The following is a 20,577-nucleotide window of genomic DNA, read 5'->3' as shown; positions in this document are numbered from 1 at the left end:
ACTTACAGATTCAGCTCGGATAGGATACCTTCTATCTTGGTTTCCAACTGCGAATTTACGGATTTATAATCCTCCGCCTTGTCCAATTTTGCATTGGTGCTGATATAGAACTTCACCTTGGGTTCCGTTCCGCTGGGTCTGGCCGCGATTCGGGTACCATCTTCGGTCTCGTAGATGAGCACATTGGATTTGGGCAGATGGATGGGCCGTTCCTCGCCGGTCTGCACATTTTTGGCCATGGAGGTGTTGTAGTCCTCGACCCAAAGCAGCTTGGAGCCTTGCACGGAGGCCACTGGATTTTCCTTGAAATCCTTGAGCATCTGTTTGATCTCTTCCGCACCACTGATCCCTTTTTTGGTGAGGGAAATCAATTTTTCCTTGTAAAAACCAAACCGCACATAGCAATCGATAAGATCTTTGTAGAACGAACTGCCGTTCGCCTTGGCGTTGGCGGCAATCTCACAGGCCAGTAGGGTAGAGGTTACAGCATCCTTGTCCCGGACAAAATCGCCCACCATGTAGCCAAAACTTTCCTCGCCACCTCCAATAAACTTGGAAGCAGGAAAATCCTTGATCATTTTGCCTATCCACTTGAACCCGGTCAGTGCCGTTTTGAATTCCACACCGTAGGCTTTGGCCATTTGCTCCATCATGGGAGTGGACACAATGGTGGTGGCGATGAACTCGTTGCCCTTAAATCCATTTTTCTTGTACTGGTCCAGCAAAAACTTGGTCATCAACACCATGGTCTGGTTGCCGTTCAGCAGTTCTATTTTGCCCTCCAGGTTGCGGACAGCTATACCCAAACGGTCACTGTCAGGGTCGGTGCCCACCACCATATCGGCCCCAATTTCCTCCGCTTTTGCAATGGCCATCGCCAAGGCTTCGGGTTCCTCTGGGTTGGGCGATTTGACCGTTGGAAAATTGCCATTGGGCTTTGCCTGCTCTTCAATGATGGTGACATTGTGGTATCCGGCCCGTTTCAACACTTCGGGTATGGCCGTAATGGAGGTGCCGTGCAACGAAGTGAACACAATTTTGAAATTGTCCTTTCCCTTCGCATGGAAGTTTCCATTGGCAACGGAGGCTTCAAAAAAGGCCTCGTCCACATCTTTATCGATCAGGTGGATCAAATCGGCATTCGAACCAAATTGGATGTCTTCAAAAGAAAGGGAATCGATTTCCGAGATGATTTCCCCATCCTGCGGTGGCACGATCTGCCCACCATCGGCCCAATATACCTTGTATCCATTGTATTCCGGTGGGTTGTGCGATGCAGTCAACACAATCCCGGCATGGCAGCTCAATTGTCTCACGGCAAAAGAGAGTTCTGGGGTCGTACGGAGTTCGGAGAACAGATAGACCCTGATGCCGTTGGCAGAGAAAACTTCGGCCACCGTTCTGGCCAGCGTATCGGAATTGTGTCGGCAATCGTAGGCGATCACCACCCGGATATCACTGTCGGTATAGGTCCTTTTGAGGTAATTGCTGAGGCCTTGGGTGCTCTTTCCCAAGGTGTATTTGTTGATTCTATTGGTGCCCACGCCCATCACGCCCCGCATTCCGCCTGTTCCGAATTCCAGATTTTTGTAGAATCGGTCCTTGAGCTCTTCGGGGTCCTTTTCAATGAGATGTCGGATTTCTTTTTTTGTTCCTTCATCAAAAAAATCGGTCAACCAAGATTGTGCGGTAGCGGTAATGGAATCCATTTGTATAGTGTTTATGCGTCTTAAAAATACAAAGATTATAGGTTTGGGTAGGCTTAAAGGTTAATTTTATCGGAGATATTGTAACGGGTGTCGTTTTTTCTGGAACGTACCATGATCTCCCCGATGAATCCTGCCAAAAACAATTGCGTACCCATGATCATTGCGGTAAGGGCAATGAAAAACTGCGGGCGTTGGGTAATCAACCGACCAGTTTTGTTCACGTAGAGTTTATCCACCCCCAAGTAGACGGAGAAACAAAGGCCCACAAAGAACATGAGCACACCCAATGCGCCAAAAAGGTGCATGGGACGACGGCCAAACTTGGAGACGAACCAAATCGTGATCAGGTCCAAAAAACCGTTGATGAAACGTTCCGCACCAAATTTGGTGGAACCGTATTTTCGGGCCTGGTGCTGTACCACTTTCTCCGTTATCTTGGAAAAACCGGCATTTTTGGCCAGAACGGGGATGTAGCGGTGCATTTCCCCGTGTACCTCGATGTTCTTCACCACGTCACTATTGAAGGCCTTGAGCCCACAGTTGAAATCGTGCAGTCGCACACCGGATGTTTTCCGGGCGGCCCAGTTGAAGAGTTTGGAGGGGATGTTCTTGGCGATGATGGAATCGTACCGTTTTTTTTTCCAGCCCGATACCACTTGATGGCCTTCTTGGACAATCATGCGGTACATTTCGGGAATTTCCTCGGGGTTGTCCTGAAGGTCGGCGTCCATGGTGATCACCACATCGCCCGTGGCCGCCTTGAACCCTGCATGCAGGGCCTGTGACTTCCCATAGTTCTTGTAAAAACGGATGCCCTTAACGTGTTCGTTCTGCCGGGAAAGCTCGGAAATGGCCTCCCAAGAGCCATCCGTACTGCCATCATCTATAAAGATGATCTCATATAAAAAATGATTGGATTGCATCACCTGTACAATCCAATCATGTAGTTCTTTAAGCGATTCGTGCTCGTTGAGCAAAGGAATTACAATGGAAATCTGCATTGCTTGTTTCTGGAATTCCTTTCAAAAGTAGTATTTTTTGGCTTAGTAGGACGGTTTGCTCTTTTTCAAGATCAGTCCCACGATCAGTCCGATGACCAAGCCGAAGATACTGTTCATGATCAAGCCCACTGGGTATTGGATCCAAGCAAATCCTTTTTGCATTTCCACAGCTTGGTCCCATTGCTCCTCGGTCATGTTGGGATTTTGCTCAAAAGCCTTGGGTTTGGCTATTTCCATGGCCTTGTCAAAAAAGTCGGGTTCGATGAAATTGGTCAGGATGTACTGGTAGGCCAAGGAGATCACGGCTCCCACCACCGCGGCACCAACGGCCACTTTCAAAGCCTCGGAAATGGTCAGAAAGCCACCATTGGCCTTTTTGAAGGCGTTGACGGCAAAAAAGAGGACGCCTGCCATAATGAGGATGGAGACCACGATGATCGAGGCATTCATCTCATAGTGCATTTTTTGGGTGTAGAGCATTACGCCGAACACCACAGAGACAAGGCCCAACAATAGTCCATAATTGAGGGCGAATTTTCCGGTTTTTGGTTGTTTTTCTTCCATTTTTTATTTTTGTGTTGATTGTAGTCCATTAGTGCGCAGACCACGCTTTTTGTTACAGCTAAAGTTACTTTTTTATTTTTTAGGTCTTTTGAGTTGGTCGTGTCAAAGAAATCATTAAATTTGCACCTCGAAAATTCTGAGATTAAGCATTTAAGACGATGAGAAAAGATATACACCCAGGAAACTATAGAATGGTGGCTTTTAAGGATATGTCAAACGAGGATGTGTTCATCACCAAGTCCACTGCAGAGGCAAAGGAGACCATCACTGTGGATGGTGTGGAATATCCTTTGGTGAAGTTGGAGATCTCAAGGACTTCGCATCCCTTCTATACCGGTAAGACCAAATTGGTGGATACCGCTGGTAGGATCGATAAGTTCAAGAACAAGTACAAAAAGTTCAAGCAAGAAGAGGAGTAGGCCGAATAGGTCACTCTTTTTAACGATTTATAGGAGCGCCCCCGATGTTTTTCGGGGGCGTTTTTTATTTTTACGGCAGTCAAAAGCATAGCTTATGAACTTTATTCTTTCCGATGGTACCCACCGCGAAGACCTTTTTCCGTTTACACTGACCCGCCCTGTGGCCGAGATGCGCATCGGCATCCTCACCATTCGGGAAAAATGGGAAAAATGGCTGGGTGCGCCGCTGAGCTTCCAAACGGAGGACTACCTTTCGGAAAAATTCCCGTTGCGGACAAGTGATAAAAATGTGGTGATCAACGGCAGCTATCTTCCCAATGAAAATTTGGTACGGGCCGTCCAACAGTTGCAACCGGGCGAAGCCCTTATGGATGGCAGCGAGTACATCGCCTACGCCACCACAACTCTTGACGGTACTTTTGACGCTTCGCAGTATCAAATGGTCGACCATGTCTTTGAAGGCATCACGGTCAAAAATACGTGGGACATCTTTTCCAAGAACGGGGAGGCATTGCAGGCCGATTTTGACCTGTTGACCGCAGGCAGAAAAAGTCAACCCATTTCCGAGACCAATCGAGTGTTGGCCCAGGAGAATATTTTTTTGGAGGAAGGGGCCACGGTGGAGTTCTGTACCTTGAACGCCTCCACAGGCCCTATTTACATTGGCAAGAACGCCCTGATGATGGAGGGCAGTATGGTGCGTGGCGGTTTTGCGCTCTGTGAGGATGCCATTGTGAAGATGGGCGCCAAAATTTATGGTCCCACCACGGCCGGACCTGGCTGCAAACTGGGTGGCGAGGTGAACAACTCGGTGCTGTTCGCCAACTCCAACAAAGGCCATGATGGCTTTTTGGGCAATTCGGTGCTGGGGGAGTGGTGCAATATCGGGGCGGATACGAATACGTCCAACTTGAAGAACAATTATGCCGAAGTGCGCCTATGGAACTACCGGACCGAGAACTTTGCCCGTACAGGCCTCCAATTTTGTGGGTTGATGATGGGCGACCACAGCAAATGCGGCATTAATGTGATGTTCAATACAGGAACGGTGGTAGGGGTGAACGCCAATATTTTTGGAACAGGCTTTCCAAGGAATTTTGTGCCCAGCTATAGTTGGGGCGGGGCCGCTGGTTTTACCACTTTTTTGCCCAGCAAGGCCTTTGAGGTGGCCACGGCCATGATGAAACGGCGCAACATGGCGTTCAACGATATGGAGGCCCGCATCTTGGAACACGTTTTTGAGTTCACGAAGAAGTGGCGGAATTATTGATTTCCCCAGTTTTCAAATGAAAGAAACTATAACTAAAGTTATAGAATGCTTTGGTCTGGGTTAAATAATCTCCAGGTTTAGGTAACCTAAACAAAAAAAGACCCTGAAAAGGGCCTCTTTTATAGTTTTACATTTTCTATTGTTTTTCATACCGTTCTTGGTATTCTCCTTCCCCTTCATCAATAGAAAGGGTCATAACATTGTCGGAGATTTCAAAACCAACTTCAAATTTATCTTGATCTACATAATCGCCATACGTGTAGTCCGTTTTGATTACACCATCGGAGATAAGCTCCCATGTACCTTGTGAATCTTGGGTTTTCTCGCAAGGTCCTTCGGAATCATCATAATAGGTAAAGCGAAAAACCCCATCTTCCTCAAAGGTCAAGGTTTGGTTTTTCTCGCAGTCCGTTGCGGGTTCTTCTCCCTCATCATCAATATAGGCCACGAAGTTCCACGTACCCAACAGCTCCGTTTCGGCAATGGGATCTTCGGGGTCGTTTTCTGTGTCGTCATTTTCACAGGAAACGAATAGCAAATTCAAGAAAAGCGCAGATAAAAAAAGTTTTTTGGAAATCATTGTAGGTTGAGGTTTCTATGGATTAATATGCAAGTAGAACGGACGGAACCAAATGATTATTGTTGAAAAAAGTGGCATAGGGGTCAGACTTTGGCTTTGGATTGTTTTGTTAAGCACCATCTACTTCTATGACAGCAAACTAACAATAGGACTTGGTCAATAAAAAGGAACCGAGTATTTCCGAAAAGACAAATGAGTAAAAAATGATCCTTTAAATATTTGGGTTACGATTGGCCACGTGATTAAACGCTCAACTTTGCATATACACACCAAACTGGAAATCCGCGAGGATTTTCGTAAGTAAGCTAGAACTAGCAATAAATTATATACGGTGTTAGCTGTAGTAATTAAATTACTTCACTAACTTTTTTTATTTTAAGCATGTTAGGATCTTTTATTGTTTTTTTGAGGTTATCAAAATGTTCGTCATCACTGAAATATAAGTCACTATAAGTTATATAAACCGAATGCAAGGCATCAAAATAAACTCCTCTTGTAGATTTTGTATCTGCTTGTAATAAAATCATTTTAGCTATGTTGGAAATCGGACCTCTGTAAAATAGGTCTGGAATTTTTTTTACAACATAACTGATTCTATCATTCGGATTTTCAATTCCAATTTTGTCCCAAAATTCTTCTGTTATTTGCTGATTAAAGTTAATTCCATAGCAAAATACTACCAAAACAAGCTGGAATGATAAATTTATATACTGTTCATGTTTTTTATATTCTTTATCCGATAAGTCAGAGATAAGTTCTTGAAACGATTTTTGGATATTTTCCATTTCCAATTCTTTACCATCCAGAGAAATTTTCTCATCAAATTTTAACACGTATCCATTATTTGTTTTGACAAAGTATTCTCCTAAAAATCTATAATATTCGGTATGCCTTTTTAAATCAGTTATTTCTGGTTCAAAAAAGTAGGATAAATTCCGACAAGATTTTTTCCAGTGAGTACTGAAAATTGATTTAGATTTTAACTTGTATCTTTTTTCAATATTTGGTAAGCCGTTATTAATATAGTTAATTAAAAGTTCCTCAATACTTGGCATCAAGTCTTTATAAAATAGGCACCTCGAAAAATCGAATAACTCTCTTCTTCTTTCTTCATTATTGGTTAAAAACATTTCCCATAATGTTATATTCGAAATATACCATTTTCTGCTTTTTTTTAGTTGAAGTTTTCTAGTCTTTATCGAACTATTTTCTGGACCAGTAAATACTTCATCTAGTAGATAATTCACTGAAGAAGTTTCAAAATACCAGTTTTGATAATCTGTATGATTTCTAAATAAGTTTTTTATGAAATTCAATTTTGGTTTTTATTACAGCTAACGCTAAAGATAGGATTCGTTTCAATGAATTGTATCGACCGATACTGAAACGAGTTCAGCACTTGCAACGAAGTTCTGTGAAAAATACTACAATTTCAATATCTGTAACCATCTAGTTTTCAAGTTTTATCAACATAGAAACAGTAACAAATCGTGTAATCCGTGAAAGGGATCAAGCTAAATTTGGGACGTGTTTCGGTGGGCCATGAGTTCGCCCCAGGTCACCAGTTCAATATGGTGTTTTCGTAGGGTCTCCCTGGTTTTTTCACTGGTAAAAAAGTCAAAGTCCATCTGTCGCCATTGGGCCCCAAAGTTGGGGTGGTTTATGGCAATGGCCTGCATTTCCGGCTCATCAAAGGCAGGGTGGATCAAGATCAGGTTCAGGCCCGGTTGTAGGTTTTCCAACATATCTTGGTACCCTTGGGTAAATTGGCCCTTTTCAAAATCCGCAATGGCACCCAAATAGGTATGGTCAATGGTCAGGTCGTCGGGGGCTGTGTGCACCATGGGGTCCAGTCCCACCATCTCCATCATCTGTTTGCTGATCAACACGGGGAGACTGTACTCTTCCCCCAAGCGTTTGTACACCTTAAAAAAATCGGAGTGGGATCCCACGCTGTACATATGGGAGTCCAAGTGGGTGGGTCGTAATCCCAAGTGCAGGGCTTTTTCAATCTGGGCCCTTAGTTCTTTTTCCACTTCTTCGGCGGTGGCCTTTTGGCGCAATTGTTCCCTTTTTCTAAAGAAATGTCCATGTTCGTCCACCAAACCGGGCACTTCCGACACGGGCAACACGGGACCAAAACGGTAGGTTTCCCATTCGCAGGTAAGGGTAAGGTGCAGGCCCATATCGTATTGGGGATGGCTTTTGGCAAAGAGGGCCATTTCATGAAACCAAGGGCAGGGCACCATAATGCTGTAGGAGTTCACCATACCTTTTTCCAAGGCCTGTATGGTGGCCCGGTTTTCCGCATGTGAGAGTCCGGCATCGTCCGCATGGATCATCAATAGTTTGGCGTGGGGATCAAAGCCCAGTTTTTGTGCTGTGTTCATTTCCAAAAACGCTTCGTGTCAATTTTTAAGGGTAAGGGGCTTTTATCAACAAAAGAACCAGCAACATTTTCTGTCACTGGCTTTTTTAAACTGTAGTTGAAACCTACTATTCCTTTACTTCCGGCATTTGGGTGAAAGGCGCTATGCCAAACTCGGGGTACACCTCGGTGGGGTAGTAAAACGTACCTCCCCGAGATACCAGGGCTATGCTCTTGATCGCCTTGATGTCCTCCACCGGGTTGCCGGGCACCAAAAAGAAGTCGGCCAATTTGCCGGGTTCAATGCTGCCAAGATCGGCTTGGCCCAAATACTGCGCCATGTCGTGGGTGGCCAGCTTCAGCACCTCGGCATTGGTGTAGCCCAACTGTTCGGTGTACAGTTCCAGTTCGCGATGCAGGTTAAAGGCCCCGCCCAAGTCGGTCCCCGCCACGATCAAAATGCCTTTTTCCTTCATCAGTTTGAGGGTTTCCACGATTTTTTGGTAGGCTTCGCGGTAGGCCTTGTCCTCCTCCGCATCGGCAATCTGCGCCAGGGCCACTTTCATGCCGCGTTGCTCGTTGGGCGGCATATGGTCGATGTAATCCTCGGTGCCGGGCGATACTTCCCCGTTGCGGGAGAGCATCAATTTTTCATGGATGGAGAGGGTAGGGTCAATGGCTGTTTTGTTCGTCACGAAGAGGTCCAGGGTTTCCTGCACTTTGGGACTGTTCAAGTCCAGTCCGGGAAAACGTTTCATGGCGGTAAGGCGGAGCAGGGTACGGGTGTCCTCCTCGGGCTCCAGCACCCAACCGAGCATGGTCTGGTTGATGTGCGTCATTTCGTCAAACCCGGCATTCAGCATGGCATTGGCGTTGGAGAAGGCGGGCACGTGCCCGGTCACGAACAGCCCTTTTTCGTGGGCTTTTTTTACAATGGCGGGTGCCCAATCTCCGTTCATGCTGTTGTAGAGTTTTACGCCATAATAGCCCAGACTGTCATAGGTGTCCACGGCGGCCAGGGCCTCGGCCTCACTTTCCACGATGATCCCGTTGTTGGCGTTGAACTGGCTCTTGCCCTCGATAAAGCCCAATCGGGTGATGCGTGGGCCGGCCAATACACCTGAATTGATTTTTTCAATAAGGTCGGACAGCACTTCGTTGTCGTTCCCCATATCGCGGAAGGAAGTCACCCCTGCCAAGATGTTCAACAGGGCACCGTTGTCGCCGGAGTGGGCATGCATTTCGTACAGACCTGGCACCAAGGTGCCACCGTTCCCCGCAATGACCACTTCGTTCTCGCCAGTGGCATCGGCCGCCTCGATGGCCGTGATCTTTTCACCGGCCACCACCACGGAAACCGGGTCGGTGAGTGCCATTGTCTTGGGGTCGAACACCCGTACGTTCTGGATGCGTACTTTTTTATCGTAGTTGTGGGCATATTTCTTTTGAAGGGTCTCGTAGCGTTGGGCCGAATAGTTTTCGGCCAGTTGGCGCATGTCCTTTTCCACGGCTTCAAATCCTTCCCGGATCACAATGTAGCGAGGGTCAATAGAGGCGAAGAAACGTTTCTGGTCGTCCAGGATAAAATAGGAGGGGTTCAGTTCGGCCCCGGAAAGCGCATAGGTGGTCAGGGCCAGTTCGCCCTCGCCGGAAGGCTGCGGCACACTGATTTTCTCCATCTCGGTCAGCGTCAGGTTCCCCGCAGGAAGCACGGGCAAGGTGTTCTCGGGGGCGTTCAGCAGCAATCTGGCGGCCAGCACGGAAGAATAGGGACTCCCGAACTGGTTCACGTAGAGTTGGGCGCCTTCCACGCTCGCATTGCCGGAACCTGTGGCATCCGTCCACGAAGCGTTTGTGCGCTCAAGGGAGAAATGTTCGTCCACGGCATTGCCAAAGGTGGTGTTCCCCGTGATTTTCCAATCGATGGGATAGCCTTCTGGGTTCAGCACAATGGTTTCCTTCATGGTCGGACCACGACCGTTGTTCTTGTAATCGTAATCGACATGGATGGTGTCACCCACGGTGGTCGTCTTGAGATGGCCCACCTTGTTCTCACCGACGATCACGGTATAGGTTTCGTTCCCCTGATAATTGGCAAGGGAAGAAACGGGTTCTTGTTTGCAGGATTGGCCTACCAAAATGATAAGGCCAAGGAACAACATGCGAAGTTTCATACGGTTGGGTTTAGAAATCAAGGTAGTAAGGTAGGGATTTTCAGCATAGGAACATACAAGAAATGGGAGGACATGGCTGTGTCCCAAGGAAAGATTGGTGCACATACAGATTTTTGAAACGCTCTCTAGACATTCCCATAACTCCCAACAAATCATTATCTTTGCGGCCCTAAAGTCAGATGGTTGGATGAATAAAAAAGTCGCATTTTACACGCTCGGTTGCAAGCTCAACTTTTCCGAAACTTCCACGATTGCTCGGAGTTTTGAAAAGGAGGACTTTGAGCGGGTGGACTTTTCCGAACGGGCCGATGTGTATGTGATCAACACCTGTTCGGTGACCGAGAATGCCGATAAGCGCTTCAAGACCATCGTGAAACAGGCCCAAAAAGCCAATCCAGAGGCCTTTGTGGCCGCTGTGGGCTGCTATGCACAGCTCAAGCCCGAAGAACTGGCCGCTGTGGACGGGGTGGATTTGGTATTGGGTGCCACCGAGAAATTCAAGATCACCGATTACCTGAACGACCTTTTGAGTCATCCCGAGCGCAGTCGAGGGGAGGCCAAAATACATTCCTGCGAGATCGAGGAAGCGGATTTTTATGTGGGCAGCTACGCCATCGGGGACCGTACCCGTGCTTTTTTGAAGGTACAGGACGGTTGCGACTACAAATGCACGTATTGTACCATTCCCTTGGCTCGTGGCATTTCCCGAAGCGATTCCTTGGAGAACGTGCTGCACAATGCCCGTGAGATCGCAGCGCAGGACATCAAGGAAATTGTGCTGACCGGGGTGAACATTGGGGATTATGGAAAGGGTGAGTTTGGCAACAAGCGGCACGAGCATACCTTTTTTGACCTTGTGAAAGCCCTGGACCGAATTGAGGGTATCCATCGCCTGCGCATATCGTCCATAGAACCCAACTTGTTGAAAAACGAGACCATCGATTTTGTGGCGCAGAGCAATTCCTTTGTGCCCCACTTCCACGTGCCCCTGCAAAGCGGCAGCGATACTATTTTGCGGTTGATGCGAAGAAGGTATCTCTCCAATCTCTATGTGGATCGGGTGAATCGCATCAAAAAGGCCATGCCACATGCCTGCATAGGAGTGGATGTGATCGTGGGATTCCCCGGGGAGACCGATGAGCATTTTTTGGAGACCTATCATTTCCTGAACGAACTGGACATTTCATACCTGCACGTTTTCACCTATTCCGAAAGGGACAACACCTTGGCGGTCGACATGGAGGGAGTGGTTCCCAAAAACGTGAGGAACAAGCGCAGTAAAATGCTCCGTGGCCTATCTGCCAAAAAACGAAGGGCCTTCTACGAGAGCCAACTGGGCACTACCAGGACCGTATTGTTCGAAGGGGAGAACAAGATGGGCTACATCCATGGGTTTACCGAAAATTATGTGAAGGTAAAGGCACCTTGGAACCCTGAACTGGTGAACACGTTGCACCAGGTGGAGCTTACCGAGATCGATGAGGATGGTCTGGTGCGCTTCGAGTTTGTCACCGATACCATTTTGGCATAAAAAAAGCCTTCCGGAAGGGAGGGCTTTGATTTTTTTGGATGGTTGTTGCGTATTAGATGCGGATTCCCACGGGCAACATTTCCTTGTACTGTCTGTTCTTTCTCAAGAAACCTGCAATGTGCGGACTGGTAGGGACCACGCGAAGGTTTTTCTCTTGGATTTGGTGCAGAACGGCTTTGATGAAGTCCTCTTTGAACCCCTCTTGGTCAATTTCCTCAGGAATCACCAGCTTGGTCAAAAATACCTTGCGCTCCTGGGAAGAGTATTCAATTTTGGCTAAATGCCCATTGACCTTAGTTTCAAACTGGCGCAAGAAACTATTGTCGTTAATTTCCATTTCTGTCATATAGTACTGTTTTTAATGACTCTGTAAGATTTAGATCATCCAAAAGATAATTCTAACAATCCCCTAAAAAAAATAGTTCAATAACTGGGGTCAGCTGCAAAAGGGATACAAAATTAGTCAAAAAATTGTTAATTTCCTAGTGGTTGACGATCTTTGATGAAATATGCCCGATACAAAAACCCATGTGTACCTGATGCCGGGAATGGCAGCCGCACCATCTATTTTTGAGGGCATCCATCTTTCTCCCGAAACTTTTGAGGTCCATTTGTTGGATTGGTCCATTCCGGAAAAAGGGATGTCCCTAGAAGCTTACGCGCAGCAAATGTGTACACGCATACAACATGAAAATCCTGTATTGCTGGGGGTGTCCTTCGGGGGGATGCTGGTACAGGAGATGGCCAAGTTCATCCACCCCAAAAAGGTAATTATTGTGTCCTCGGTAAAAAGCAGGTCGGAACTTCCCAAGCGGATGCTTTTTGCCAAATATACCAAGGTGCACAAACTGCTCCCGACGGGATTGGTGACCAATGTGGAGCTCTTGGCCAAATATGCCTTTGGCGAAACAGTGACCAAGCGTTTGCACCTCTATGAAAAATACCTTTCTGTCCGGGACAAACAGTATATCGATTGGTCCATTGATCAGATCGTGAACTGGGACCAGACCGTGCCGCCCCCGAACTTGGTGCACATCCAAGGGGAAAAGGACAGTGTTTTTCCATTGGCGAACATCAAGGAATGCATAGTGGTGAAGAACGGTACCCACACCATGATCATACACCGGGCGAGGTGGTTCAATGAAAATCTCCCCACAATAATTTTAGGATAAGGGCGTCTATATAGTATCTTTACGGTACCCTATAAAAATTTTGGCTATGAAACACTTGAAGAACATATTGGCATTTATTGGATTGATTGCGGTGACCGGCACCTTTATTTTTGCGGTCCAATCGACCCCTGAACCTGTTGAGGAAAAAACTCCCGAAGCAGCGGTGGAAAACGACAAAAATGTGGCCCAGGGCTATAGGATCAGTGCCATAGAGATTCCCGAAGACCTCAATTTTGCGGGTGAAGCCGTTCCTCTGGACGACCCGGAGATCATGGAGCGCGTAGATCGGGAGTTTTTGGTGAACACCTACTGGCAGTCCAACGCTTTGTTGCTGATGAAGCGTGCCAACAAATATTTCCCTATCATAGAGCCCATTTTGAAAAAGAACGGTATCCCAGACGATTTCAAATATTTGGCCGTGGCCGAAAGCGGTCTTCAAAATGTGGTGTCACCTGCGGGAGCGACCGGTTTTTGGCAGATCATGAAAGATACCGGAAGGGAATATGGCCTTGAGGTGAACGATAATGTGGACGAGCGTTACCATGTAGAGAAATCCACCCAGGTGGCCTGTGACTATCTGAAGAAATGGAAAGAGCGATTTGGCAGCTGGACACTTACTGCCGCAGCTTACAATGCAGGTCCTGCTGGCATCCAACGGTTTATGGGCATCCAGAAGGCCGGGGATTACTACGATCTGTTATTGGGCGAGGAGACAGGCCGCTACGTGTTCCGTATCATGGCCATCAAAGAGATCATTGCCAACCCCGAAAAGTATGGGTTTTTGGTAGAGGAAGAGGATCTATATACCAAAGTGCCCACCTTCACCGTGGAAGTGGACACGGCCGTGACAAGTTGGGCCGACTTTGCCCAGCTCTACGAGATCAACTACAAAGTGCTGAAAAGGCACAACCCTTGGTTGCGGGAGCCCCATTTGAACAACAGCTCCCGAAAAAAATATGTGATCGAAATCCCGAACAAGGGGTATTATCGTGTAGGGGGTGTGGGTAAATAGGATTTTGTAACCAAAAAAATAATACTTTTTTGTTTAGAGTGTGGTTTGTTGAATGATTGGCTTGATCAAACAAAGATTGCTATTACCGATTTATACCATAGATTTCACCAGATTCATACATCTCTTTTACTTTTATTCTGGACATACCATATAAAATCTCTGAATAATTCTCAGGTTTATCAATAGTGTGCACCCGCCCTATTTTGTTTATTTCATATTGATTTGGTGAAATGAATATGCTATCCTGTGTAACGCTCATAATTTTAAAAGTAGAATAATGGCCACCTTCTACTTTGTAACTGTAGATATCACCCGTTTGTGGAGATTGTAAATACGCGCTTTCCTTTTTCTTGTCTTCTGCATTTGCATAAAAACCCCAGGAAATCAATGCGGCGATAATTCCTAATCCTACAAATTGCCAAACAGGTCCCTTTGCGTCATTTTTTAAATTGACATATTCCCTTTTGATAGGCTCGGGCATTTCTTTGGGTTCGAGCACCTTCTTACAATGTTGACATTGTGAGATGCCATTTTTTGAAATTGGGAATAAGGGAATCCAAAAGATATGAGCGTGTTTTCTATAAATACTGATTACTGAAGAACCTTGTGTGTTACAGCTCGGACAAATAGTGTTTTTAGATTGGGCTGATTTCAAATGAACCGCCCTGGCGCCATATATGATCATTGGTTTTTATTGGAAAAATACAATAATTTCCAATTGACTCTCCGATTAATTTAGTGAGCCTTAGTGCATAAGGGGAGATATGTCCGATACGGTTGGATTTATGCCCTATTTAAGCAATACCCTTAGATTTTCTTCATCTGCTGCTGCATCATCTTGATCTGCTCGGTCAGCATGTTGTTCTTGTCCAGTTTTTTGGCCTCTTGCAACAATTGGGTGGCCTCACGCTTTCTGCGCTTCTGCATGGCGATCCCGGCAAGGCTCAATTTCGCCATGGCCACGTCATAATCCATGGTAAGTCCCAGTTTCAAGGCCTTTTTGAAGTATTTTTCCGCCTGTGTCAGGTTCTTTTGGGAATAGATGATCCCGTGCAGGTAATTGAAGTAGCCCTGTTGTTTTTTAATGAGTGCTCCCTCTGGGTTCTTGATCTTCTCCAACCATTTTTGGGTGCCCTCCAGATCCTGTTTGCGCATGCGCAGAAAGGCCAAGAGGATAAACTCGTTCCTGAAGTACAGGAAAATGAACACCAAGGAGAACAGGATAAGGGCAATGCCATTGCCGATGTTGCCCTCCACGAACTGGTACACGGCATAAGCAATGATAAGACCTGCAATAACGAGTTTGATATTTTTGTTGAACATAGAGTTGGAGATTTTACCGAATGTTTTAGAGGTGGCAAAAGTACTAAAAACAAATTTAAATATTTTCTTTTGGGACTTGCCAAAGTAAAAAGTCTTCGTATATTTGCGCCCAGAATTTTTCGGGAAAACATTTCCCACGAACAAAATCCATAAAAAGTTCCGAAATGAAAAGAACGTATCAGCCGTCAAAAAGGAAGAGAAGAAACAAGCATGGTTTTAGGGAGCGCATGGCGACTGCCAATGGTAGAAAAGTTCTTGCGAGAAGAAGAGCCAAAGGAAGAAAGAGATTAACTGTTTCCTCTGAGCCAAGACATAAAAAATAATGATAGCATTTCAGATTTAAATTAAAGGTGTTACTTTTCTAGGTAACACCTTTTTTTTGACCTGAAAGCAAAAAACAAGCAATAACCCTACAAAAATGCCGAAAAGAAAAGATTTAAAATCCATTTTGATTATTGGTTCTGGCCCTATCATCATCGGTCAGGCATGTGAGTTTGATTATTCTGGTTCCCAAGCACTTAGGTCGCTTCGTGAAGATGGTATCGAGACCATCTTGATCAATAGCAACCCCGCTACGATCATGACCGATCCCACCATGGCGGACCATGTGTACCTAAAACCCCTGACCACCAAATCAATCGTTGAGATTTTAAAGAAACACCCCAATGTGGACGCCGTTCTGCCCACTATGGGCGGACAGACCGCGCTGAACCTTTGTATCGAGGCCGACCAAAAAGGCATCTGGAAGGATTTTGGAGTAGAGATCATCGGGGTGGATATCGATGCCATCAACATTACCGAAGATCGCGAAAAATTTAGGGAGCTCATGCTTAAAATTGGGATAGGGATGCCTCCCCAGGCCTCGGCCACTTCTTTCCTAAAAGGAAAAGAAATAGCCCAAGAGTTCGGTTTTCCCTTGGTGATCAGGGCTTCCTTCACCCTTGGTGGCGCCGGGGCAGGTATTGTGTACGATCCCGAGGATTTTGACGATATGTTGAGCCATGGTCTGGAAGTATCGCCCATCCACGAGGTGATGATCGACAAGGCCCTTATGGGTTGGAAGGAATACGAATTGGAGCTCTTGCGTGACAAGAATGACAACGTGGTCATCATCTGTACCATTGAGAATATGGACCCGATGGGTATCCACACAGGGGACTCCATCACCGTGGCCCCAGCCATGACCCTTTCGGACAGGACGTTCCAGCGTATGCGGGACATGGCCATCCACATGATGCGCAGCATCGGGGATTTTGCGGGGGGATGTAACGTGCAGTTTGCCGTTAGCCCGGACGAGAAAGAAGACATTATCGCCATCGAGATCAACCCAAGGGTGTCAAGATCTTCTGCATTGGCGTCCAAAGCAACAGGTTATCCCATTGCAAAGATTGCCGCCAAATTGGCCATTGGTTATACCTTGGATGAATTGGACAACCAAATCACTAAGTCCACTTCGGCTTTGTTCGAGCCCACGTTGGATTATGTGATCGTGAAAATACCCCGTTGGAACTTCGATAAGTTTGAGGGATCGGATAGGACTTTGGGACTCCAGATGAAATCCGTTGGGGAAGTCATGGGCATTGGCCGTTCGTTCCAGGAAGCATTACACAAGGCCACACAATCTTTGGAAATCAAAAGAAATGGATTGGGTGCCGATGGCAAGGGGTACAAAGATTATGACACCATCATGGAAAAGCTCCGTGTGCCCAGCTGGGACCGGGTTTTTGTGATCTATGATGCCATTCAGTTGGGTATTCCGTTGAAGCGGATCCACGAGATCACCAAGATAGACATGTGGTTCCTGAAGCAATACGAAGAACTCCATTTCTTGGAGATGGAAATTTCAAAATACACTATAGAAAGTCTGCCCAAGGCCCTTTTGTTGGAGGCCAAGCAGAAAGGTTTTGCCGACCGACAGATAGCCCACATGCTGGACTGTTGGGAGAGCGAGGTCCATGGCAAACGTATGGATATGGGCATCAACCGTGTCTATAAGTTGGTGGACACCTGTGCAGCGGAGTTCAAGGCCGTAACTCCTTATTATTACTCCACTTTTGAAGAGGAAATAGAAACAGCCGATGGGCATCGTTATGTAGCCAACGACAGCGTGGTGACCGATAAGAAAAAAGTGGTGGTGCTCGGTTCGGGACCCAACCGAATTGGACAGGGCATCGAGTTTGATTATTGCTGTGTCCATGGAGTACTGGCAGCTGCCGAGTGCGGCTATGAGACCATCATGATCAACTGTAACCCTGAAACGGTTTCCACTGATTTTGATACGGCGGACAAACTGTATTTTGAGCCTGTGTTCTGGGAGCATATATACGACATCATCCTGCATGAAAAGCCCGAGGGGGTGATTGTGCAGTTGGGTGGGCAGACCGCCTTGAAATTGGCCGAGAAATTGGACAAATATGGTATCAACATCATAGGAACCAGTTTTCAATCCCTGGATTTGGCAGAGGACAGGGGAAGTTTCTCCACCTTGCTGAAGGAGAACGGTATTCCCTACCCAAAGTTTGGGGTGGCGGAGACTGCCGATGAGGCACTGGAACTGGCCGATGAACTGAACTTCCCGTTATTGGTAAGACCATCCTACGTATTGGGTGGACAAGGGATGAAAATCGTGATCAACAAAGAAGAACTGGAGGCCCATGTGGTGGACCTGTTGCGAAAAATACCCAACAACAAATTGCTTTTGGACCACTATCTGGATGGGGCGATAGAAGCAGAGGCCGATGCCATTTGTGATGGTGAGGATGTGTATATCATTGGGATCATGGAGCATATTGAGCCTTGTGGAATCCATTCTGGGGACTCAAACGCGACATTGCCACCGTTCAACTTGGGTGAATTTGTAATGCAGCAAATAAAAGACCATACCAAAAAGATAGCCTTGGCATTGAACACGGTAGGGTTGATCAACATCCAGTTTGCGGTTAAGGACGATATTGTGTACATCATCGAAGCGAACCCAAGGGCATCACGTACCGTTCCTTTCATTGCAAAGGCGTATAAAGAACCTTATGTGAACTATGCCACCAAGGTGATGTTGGGCGAGAAAAAAGTGAAGGATTTTGTGTTCAACCCACAATTGGAAGGATACGCCATCAAACAACCCGTGTTCTCTTTCAACAAGTTCCCGAACGTGAACAAGAACCTAGGGCCAGAGATGAAAAGTACCGGAGAGAGCATCTTATTCATCGATAGTCTGAAGGATGATGAGTTCTATAATCTATACTCGCGAAGAAAGATGTATCTGAGCAAATAAAATGCGAGAAGGGCAACTAAAAAAGCCGCTGAATTTCAGCGGCTTTTTTTTATGGCTTCTTGGAAGCGTTTTCCACTTTTTCCAATCGTTCCAGTAGGTTCTGGATCAATTTGTTCTGTTCGTCCAATTTTTGATTGGCAGCTTTCAAATCCTCGATTTCCTTTTGTTGTTGGATGGTATGGAGAGTGAGTTCCTCTATTTTTTGTAGTAGCTTGGCATCCATTTCTCCTAAACTTATGCCGTTTTGCTTTACTTCTTCTGCACTGGGCACATTGGGAAGGTGGCCGTATTTTTTAATGAATGATTCGGTCTCCAACAAACCGATCAGGTCATATTCCTTTTCAAACACAAAATCAGGCCAATTGCCTTGAAGTTCCACTTTTACGGCTTCTGCTACCACATTTCCTGCAACGGCGAGCATATACCCTTGCGTGTTCGTTGTGCCGATACCAACGCTTCCGGAAGCATTCAGGTTGGATACCCCAACCGTTCCGGCAGTGTATGATAGGTCATTCCCATTGATGGTCCACGGGGAGGAAACCACATTGGTTCCATTAAGAAGAAGGCTAGTGGCATCCAATGAGCCTACTTCGATGTCCCCCGCAGTGTATGATAGGTCATTCCCATTGATGGTCCACGGGGAGGAAACCACATTGGTTTCATTAAGAAGAAGGCTAGTGGCATCCAATGAGCCTACTTCGATGTCCCCTGCGGTGTAGGATAGGTCATTCCCATTGATGGTCCACGGGGAGGAAACCACATTGGTTCCGTTAAGAAGAAGGCTAGTAGCCTCCAATGTACTTACCTCGACACTTCCTGTGGTATAGGATAGGTCATTTCCGTTGATGGTCCATGGAGAGGAGCCGCTGTCTATAGGTGAGCCGTTCAGTAATATGTTGGTGGCATTTAAGGTTGCTACATCTACATCACCTGTTGTATATGAAATGTCATTTCCGTTGATGGTCCATGGAGAGGAAACCACATTGGTTCCGTTGAGGAGCAGGGCAGTGGCATCCAATGTACTTACCTCGACACTTCCTGTGGTATAGGATAGGTCATTTCCGTTGATGGTCCAAGGTGAACTTTGCACAGCTGAACCGTTGACCAACAAATCGGTCACATTGAGTTGGGTCGCAAAAATTTGCGAAGCGTTTACGGTTCCATTGACGTCCAAAGCATAACTAGGGTTGGGGGTCAATGTTCCGATTCCCACACTGCCAGATGCGGGAAAGGAGTTTTGTCCATAGGTGGATACACAGGCGATAAGCGCGATCAGCAAGCTAAATGGGGTGAAATTTTTCATAATTTTCCGGGTTGAAATATATTCAAATGAATGGCTTTTGAGCAGGATGTTTCTATTCGTACTCCCTAAGCTCGAAAGAAAGATTTTCAAAGTTATCGGCAAATACGTTGATACCGTTTTGTAGTTCCAGCCTAATTTGGTTGTCGCTCACCAATTCACCCCTTACGCCGGTATGCGAGCTGGGAGTGCTAAAGAAGATGACCGTTTTTCCAATATCAATGGACCTATCCAGAGTTCCCAAATATCTTCCCTGGGATTCCCTTGCCCATACAATGTTGAGACCAAGGCTGTTATCCAATACACTGCTTACAGGATCATCAGTACCGGTCTGGCTTATCAACGATGCATAGGATTGGTAGTTGAAGTCAGCGGCATCGGCATTGCAAAGGTATTCTGAAGAAGTCACCTCGGACTCATCCAATTCGCCATTGCCATTGCTGTCCAAACCAACATCCAATCGATATCCGCCATTGGCGCAGTTTGCACCAGGTTGCTCAATCACTGTACCGATCAAACTGGTGAGGCCATCCGCAGGATCAAGGTTACAAAGATATTGGGAGGAAGAAACTTCTCCTGCATCCAATTGGCCATTCTCGTTACTGTCCAATCCGATGTCAAGTCTGAATCCGCCATTGGCGCAGTTAGTGCCGGGCTCTTCCACGGTTGTACTGATCAAGCTGGTTAGGCCATCCGTTCCATCCGTTCCATCCGTTCCATCAATTCCGTCAATGCCATCCATTCCATCAAGGCCATTTGCGCCGTCTTCCGAACTACAGGCCATAAAAGTCAAAAAAATAAAAAGGAGCGCACCTAGCTTTGGGGATAAGGTTTTTTTCATGGGGGTAATATTGCATGTTATTTCGACCAACAAACTTAAAAA

19 protein-coding genes are annotated in these 20,577 nt (G+C 46.4%); 7 read left to right on the top strand and 12 right to left on the bottom strand.

Annotation, left to right across the window (positions count from 1 at the left end; translation table 11 throughout):
* Positions 1–2 precede the first annotated feature (2 nt).
* Genes FOT42_RS03445 through FOT42_RS03435 form a run of 3 tightly spaced genes read right to left on the bottom strand, consistent with a single transcriptional unit; the run spans position 3 to position 3,274 of the window.
* A complete protein-coding gene (locus FOT42_RS03445) occupies positions 3–1,709 on the bottom strand; it encodes a phospho-sugar mutase (RefSeq protein ID WP_151889160.1) in 1,707 nt (568 codons plus the stop codon).
* A gap of 53 nt (positions 1,710–1,762) precedes the next feature.
* Positions 1,763–2,710, bottom strand: coding sequence for a glycosyltransferase family 2 protein (locus FOT42_RS03440; protein WP_151889159.1), 948 nt, complete (start codon positions 2,708–2,710; stop codon positions 1,763–1,765).
* A 42-nt stretch (positions 2,711–2,752) separates the two neighbouring features.
* On the bottom strand, positions 2,753–3,274 hold the full coding sequence (locus tag FOT42_RS03435; protein WP_151889158.1) for a DUF4199 domain-containing protein: 522 nt from the start codon (positions 3,272–3,274) through the stop codon (positions 2,753–2,755).
* A gap of 158 nt (positions 3,275–3,432) precedes the next feature.
* Between FOT42_RS03435 and FOT42_RS03430 the strand changes: the two genes are divergently transcribed.
* Together FOT42_RS03430 and FOT42_RS03425 are read left to right on the top strand one after the other, a co-directional pair.
* Positions 3,433–3,693 carry a type B 50S ribosomal protein L31 gene (locus FOT42_RS03430; RefSeq protein WP_151889157.1) on the top strand — a complete coding sequence of 87 codons (261 nt, stop codon included), beginning with the start codon at positions 3,433–3,435 and terminating at the stop codon, positions 3,691–3,693.
* 94 nt (positions 3,694–3,787) lie between these two features.
* Entirely contained in the window at positions 3,788–4,963 is a 1,176-nt protein-coding gene (locus tag FOT42_RS03425) for a GlmU family protein (protein ID WP_151889156.1), read from the top strand.
* Between the two features lie 136 nt (positions 4,964–5,099).
* On the opposite strand, the gene FOT42_RS03420 is transcribed toward FOT42_RS03425, so the two are convergent.
* The 4 genes from FOT42_RS03420 to FOT42_RS03405 all read right to left on the bottom strand — a co-directional run bounded on the left by FOT42_RS03420 (position 5,100) and on the right by FOT42_RS03405 (position 10,085).
* The gene (locus FOT42_RS03420) at positions 5,100–5,507 is read right to left on the bottom strand and encodes a lipocalin-like domain-containing protein (RefSeq protein ID WP_192938308.1); all 408 of its coding nucleotides are present in this window, start codon (positions 5,505–5,507) and stop codon (positions 5,100–5,102) included.
* A 383-nt stretch (positions 5,508–5,890) separates the two neighbouring features.
* On the bottom strand, positions 5,891–6,859 hold the full coding sequence (locus FOT42_RS03415) for a hypothetical protein (RefSeq protein ID WP_151889154.1): 969 nt from the start codon (positions 6,857–6,859) through the stop codon (positions 5,891–5,893).
* Positions 6,860–7,057: 198 nt separating this feature from the next.
* Complete coding sequence (locus FOT42_RS03410) at positions 7,058–7,933, bottom strand: polysaccharide deacetylase family protein (RefSeq protein ID WP_151889153.1); 876 nt, start codon at positions 7,931–7,933, stop codon at positions 7,058–7,060.
* Between the two features lie 106 nt (positions 7,934–8,039).
* On the bottom strand, positions 8,040–10,085 hold the full coding sequence (locus FOT42_RS03405) for an amidohydrolase family protein (RefSeq protein WP_151889152.1): 2,046 nt from the start codon (positions 10,083–10,085) through the stop codon (positions 8,040–8,042).
* A 187-nt stretch (positions 10,086–10,272) separates the two neighbouring features.
* Here FOT42_RS03405 and mtaB point away from each other — a divergent pair, with 187 nt between their 5' ends.
* Positions 10,273–11,616, top strand: a complete 1,344-nt coding sequence (gene mtaB, locus FOT42_RS03400) for a tRNA (N(6)-L-threonylcarbamoyladenosine(37)-C(2))-methylthiotransferase MtaB (protein WP_151889151.1) — start codon at positions 10,273–10,275, stop codon at positions 11,614–11,616.
* A gap of 52 nt (positions 11,617–11,668) precedes the next feature.
* Here mtaB and FOT42_RS03395 read toward each other — a convergent pair whose 3' ends face one another.
* Complete coding sequence (locus tag FOT42_RS03395) at positions 11,669–11,962, bottom strand: GNAT family N-acetyltransferase (protein WP_151889150.1); 294 nt, start codon at positions 11,960–11,962, stop codon at positions 11,669–11,671.
* Positions 11,963–12,125: 163 nt separating this feature from the next.
* Between FOT42_RS03395 and FOT42_RS03390 the strand changes: the two genes are divergently transcribed.
* Together FOT42_RS03390 and FOT42_RS03385 are read left to right on the top strand one after the other, a co-directional pair.
* On the top strand, positions 12,126–12,788 hold the full coding sequence (locus tag FOT42_RS03390) for an alpha/beta fold hydrolase (protein ID WP_151889149.1): 663 nt from the start codon (positions 12,126–12,128) through the stop codon (positions 12,786–12,788).
* 46 nt (positions 12,789–12,834) lie between these two features.
* Entirely contained in the window at positions 12,835–13,800 is a 966-nt protein-coding gene (locus FOT42_RS03385; protein ID WP_151889148.1) for a lytic transglycosylase domain-containing protein, read from the top strand.
* An 82-nt stretch (positions 13,801–13,882) separates the two neighbouring features.
* Here FOT42_RS03385 and FOT42_RS03380 read toward each other — a convergent pair whose 3' ends face one another.
* Both FOT42_RS03380 and FOT42_RS03375 read right to left on the bottom strand, forming a co-directional pair.
* Complete coding sequence (locus FOT42_RS03380; protein ID WP_151889147.1) at positions 13,883–14,485, bottom strand: zinc-ribbon domain-containing protein; 603 nt, start codon at positions 14,483–14,485, stop codon at positions 13,883–13,885.
* Positions 14,486–14,607: 122 nt separating this feature from the next.
* Positions 14,608–15,123 carry a DUF2892 domain-containing protein gene (locus FOT42_RS03375; protein ID WP_151889146.1) on the bottom strand — a complete coding sequence of 172 codons (516 nt, stop codon included), beginning with the start codon at positions 15,121–15,123 and terminating at the stop codon, positions 14,608–14,610.
* A 164-nt stretch (positions 15,124–15,287) separates the two neighbouring features.
* On the opposite strand from FOT42_RS03375, the gene rpmH reads away from it, so the two are divergent.
* Together rpmH and carB are read left to right on the top strand one after the other, a co-directional pair.
* Positions 15,288–15,446: a 50S ribosomal protein L34 gene (gene rpmH / locus FOT42_RS03370; RefSeq protein WP_072882462.1), complete on the top strand. Its 159-nt coding sequence runs from the start codon at positions 15,288–15,290 to the stop codon at positions 15,444–15,446.
* 95 nt (positions 15,447–15,541) lie between these two features.
* Entirely contained in the window at positions 15,542–18,394 is a 2,853-nt protein-coding gene (gene carB, locus FOT42_RS03365; RefSeq protein ID WP_151889145.1) for a carbamoyl-phosphate synthase large subunit, read from the top strand.
* Between the two features lie 49 nt (positions 18,395–18,443).
* Here the strand turns inward: carB and FOT42_RS03360 are convergent, their stop codons facing one another.
* On the bottom strand, positions 18,444–19,697 hold the full coding sequence (locus tag FOT42_RS03360; RefSeq protein ID WP_151889144.1) for a hypothetical protein: 1,254 nt from the start codon (positions 19,695–19,697) through the stop codon (positions 18,444–18,446).
* A 52-nt stretch (positions 19,698–19,749) separates the two neighbouring features.
* Positions 19,750–20,535 carry a DUF7151 family protein gene (locus FOT42_RS03355; RefSeq protein WP_151889143.1) on the bottom strand — a complete coding sequence of 262 codons (786 nt, stop codon included), beginning with the start codon at positions 20,533–20,535 and terminating at the stop codon, positions 19,750–19,752.
* Positions 20,536–20,577: the final 42 nt, after the last annotated feature.

This window comes from Flagellimonas hadalis (assembly GCF_007785775.2).
Lineage (GTDB): Bacteria > Bacteroidota > Bacteroidia > Flavobacteriales > Flavobacteriaceae > Flagellimonas > Flagellimonas hadalis.
The sequence above is the reverse complement of the archived record's forward strand: the minus strand, read 5'-3'. Positions and strand labels throughout refer to the sequence as shown.